Source organism: Bacillus sp. LL01, assembly GCF_001037965.1.
In genome coordinates, this window is record NZ_LFEL01000218.1 from 1 (window position 1) to 3,726 (window position 3,726).

Below are 3,726 nucleotides of genomic sequence, written 5' to 3' on the forward strand. Positions count from 1 at the left end.
GCTAATGGGGGGGAAGCGGTTTTTACCAATTTGATTTTCCCTGATGAAGAAAGTAAAGGACTAGAATTATATGTGGTGGGTGGAGAGATCAAGGTCCATTCCTTAGTGATCTATCCATTAACGACTACTTGGCGATAACATAAAAGGAGGTATTCCGATGAACGGCATGGCAGATGGAATTTATAAGGTGAGTGAATGGTTCATGCGTTTTGCCTATATTAACTTATTATTTATCTTTTTCACATCCATCGGTCTCGTTCTATTCGGAATTGTTCCAGCGTTTATTGCGATGCTTGCAGTCATGAGAAAATGGTTTGCGAAAGAAGAGTTTCCTGTTTTTAAACGGTATTGGGATGAGTACAAAAAGGAGTTCATAAAAGGAAATGGGATCGGGTTTATTTTCTTTGTAGTAGGAAGTATTTTAGCGTTGAATTTCTATCTTGTTCAGCAAATAGACCATATGGTTCAGCTTCCTCTAAAGTATGGAATGGTCATGATTACGTTCCTATTTGTCATCACCTTTTTATATGTGTTCCCTATTCGAGCTCAATATAAGATGAGCATTTGGGACTGTATAAAATATGCATTTATTTTAGGTGTGTCACATCCATTGTCTTTTCTGCTTTGGTTAGCAGGATTATTCCTCATCTTTATTACACTTCGTTTTATCCCAGGTTTAATTCCTTTTTATAGTATTTGTTTAGTAGGAGCATGGTCGTATTGGGTGACAAAGCGTGTTCTTTCAAAAGCTCATCCCTTTTTAAGCAACCAATAAAATGTACGTCATTTCAGGTCTAACAGAACAGGCGTAATCGGTTCCTATTCTTTACGTAATCGATTACGCAATAAAAAATGAAAGCGGTTTAAAAGTTGAGGAGGAGTCATTTATGAGAGTAAGACGGTTCAAAAAGTCATTGCTGTTATTTCTCAYGGTTTTACTAGTAAGTCAGTCGATGATGTATCCCGTTTCCATTCAAGCCGAAGAGCATCCGCCTGATACAAACGTTCCAAATAAAGTAGAGAATCTTGGTTTTGAAACCGGTGATTTAACAGGGTGGACAGTAGAGGGAGGGGCATTCGGACCGGATAGTGTCYCGAATGATAAGGTTTGGTGGGGAGAAGAAATTCCCTTTAATCAGGAAGGAAACTATTTCGTAAATGGATGGGCCTACCCTGAGTCCGAGACTGGTACACTCACATCATCCACGTTCAACTTAAGTGGATCGGGATGGATTACCTTTAAGCTTGGAGGAGGAAAAAATATGGATTTGGTTCATCTCAATGTCTATGACGCTGATACGGATGAACTTCTCGCTAGATACGGGAATACTGAATTCTGTGATTGTCATTTTCCTCATATTGAAGAGGGGATGAACCTGGCTAATCTCGTTCCATATAGAGGGGATTTATCTTCTTATCTTGGAAGAGATCTTTATTTTGAGATTGTAGATAATGCCAAGGAAGATTGGGGCATTATTTTTGCAGATGCTTTTTTTACTTATTACGAGAATGTCCCAACAGCAGGGATAGAGGCGGTTAACTTGATTTCTCCACCTCCTGAAGAAGAAAAGGAGCCTGAAGAAATAGAAGAACCAAAAGAACAAGAACAAGAACAAGAACAAGAACCTAAAGATACAGTTTTAACAGGATATTATAAAGAAGCATTTAGACCGCAATTTCACTTCACACCCGAAGAAAATTGGATGAATGATCCAAATGGGATGGTGTATTTGGACGGGGAATATCATTTGTTYTATCAACATAATCCCAATGATAACGTTTGGGGGCCGATGTATTGGGGGCATGCCATCAGCACAGACTTAGTAAACTTTGAGCACCACCCGATTGCGTTATACCCAGATGAACATGGCTTTATTTGGTCTGGTAGTGCGGTTGTCGATGAGAAAAACACGAGTGGTTTTGGGAATGGGGATCAACCACCATTAGTCGCGATCTTTTCATACGAATTAGGGAATGACAATCAAACGGTAGGCTTAGCTTATAGCAACGATAAAGGAAGAACTTGGGGAATGTATGAAGGGAATCCTGTCGTTGGGATGCCGACTGAAACGAAAGTAAGCAACGGGGGAGACGGAGTTTTCAGGGATCCGAAAGTGTTCTGGAATGAGGAAGAAAATGAATGGGCCTTTGTAATCGCATCAGGAAAACGAGTGGACTTCTACACATCGCCCAACTTAAAAGAATGGACAAAGGTCAGTCGTTTTGAGAATCCTTCTGTCAATGGAGATCTTGGCATATGGGAATGTTCCGATCTCATTCAGTTACCTGTCCCAACAGAAAACGGAATAGAAGAAAAGTGGGTTCTCATTACAAGTGTAGCGAAAGGTCCGACTGGCGGACAGGCAATGGGTTACTTTATTGGAGAGTTCGATGGAGAGACCTTTATCCCAGATGAAGAAGAAATCAAGTGGCTAGACTATGGGGCAGATATATACGCGGGTGTGACATGGAGTAACACACCAAACGATCGTCCTCTATTACTTGGTTGGATGAGTACACCGAAATATGCTGGCGATACACCGACGGACCCTTGGAGAAGTGCGATGACGCTGCCGAGAGAGCTACGTTTAGAACAAACAGATAAAGGGATTATCTTAGCGCAATCACCTGCTCATGAGTTTGAGAGTTTACGAGGCGAAAAAAGCAGCTGGTCAGATGAGGTAATTGATCATTCGAACACACTTCTTTCTAACATTAATGGGGATACGTTAGAAATTATTGCTGAAATTGATCTAACTAGAACAACAGCAGAGGAAAYAGGCTTTCATGTAAGAAAGGGTGGCGAGGAGTATACAGCGATTGGCTATGATGAAAATTCTGATCAAGTGTATGTCGATCGGACGAATTCGGGAATAGTTGATTTCCATTCAGATTTTGCGGCCAAACATACGGCACCATTCGATCGTAATGAAGAAACGTTAAAGATGCATATGTTTATTGACCGATCTTCAGTTGAAGTGTTCTTTAACGATGGAGAAGTGGTATTTACGGAACAGATCTTCCCTGACCCAAATAGCAAAGGTCTTGAAATAGTTGGGGATAGTGGCGAAATCTATCTGAAAAATCTAGAAATCTATCAACTAAAAAGTGCTGAATTTACACCAGGATATAAAAATGAATTTAAACGAAGCTATGGTCATTTCCCTAGTGAAATGGATGTTGAGAGTTTACCAACGGATATTGAGAATGCGAGTTTTGAAACAGGCGATTTGACTGGATGGACGATTCATGGAAGTGCCTTTAATGGTGTCGTAACGAATGAGACGAACTTCTGGGGTGGACCGTTTAATCAAGAAGGAACGTACCATGTGTGGGGATTTGCGGGTGCGCACAACGATGATCGCTCTGACCAACGCACTGGTGTGATGAAATCTAGTTTATTTAAATTGGATGGTAATGGAACGATTAACTTCCTGGTGGCGGGTGGCCAAGATTTGAATCGTCTATATGTTTCATTAGTTAAGGCTTCGACTGGGGAGGAATTATTTAGAACAACGGGTAGAAATACAGAGCAATATCGCCGAGTATCATGGAACGCTTCCGAACACTTAGGTGAGGCGATGTTTATTAAAATTGTTGATCAGCATTCTGGTGGTTTCGGTCACATTAATGTCGACGATTTTAACGTATTCAACTCAAGCGAGGGTGTTCTACCAAGCGATATTATAAATCCTGGGTTTGAAACTGGAGATCTTACGGGATGGA

General features: G+C 40.9%; 3 protein-coding genes. All 3 read left to right on the plus strand.

The genetic code is table 11. From position 1 onward, the window contains the following. On the plus strand, positions 1-138 hold a 138-nt coding region (locus tag AB685_RS31550; protein ID WP_157860769.1), incomplete at its 5' end, for a GH32 C-terminal domain-containing protein. Positions 139-157: 19 nt separating this feature from the next. Beyond that, on the plus strand, positions 158-775 hold the full coding sequence (locus tag AB685_RS28235; protein ID WP_047973928.1) for a YesL family protein: 618 nt from the start codon (positions 158-160) through the stop codon (positions 773-775). Between the two features lie 112 nt (positions 776-887). Continuing rightward, on the plus strand, positions 888-3,726 hold a 2,839-nt coding region (locus tag AB685_RS29980), incomplete at its 3' end, for a glycoside hydrolase family 32 protein (protein WP_053073987.1).

Excerpts from the sequence above, each read along its gene's own strand:
- AB685_RS28235 (WP_047973928.1), top strand. The coding sequence starts at position 158 with ATGAACGGCATGGCAGATGGAATTTATAAGGTGAGTGAATGGTTCATG.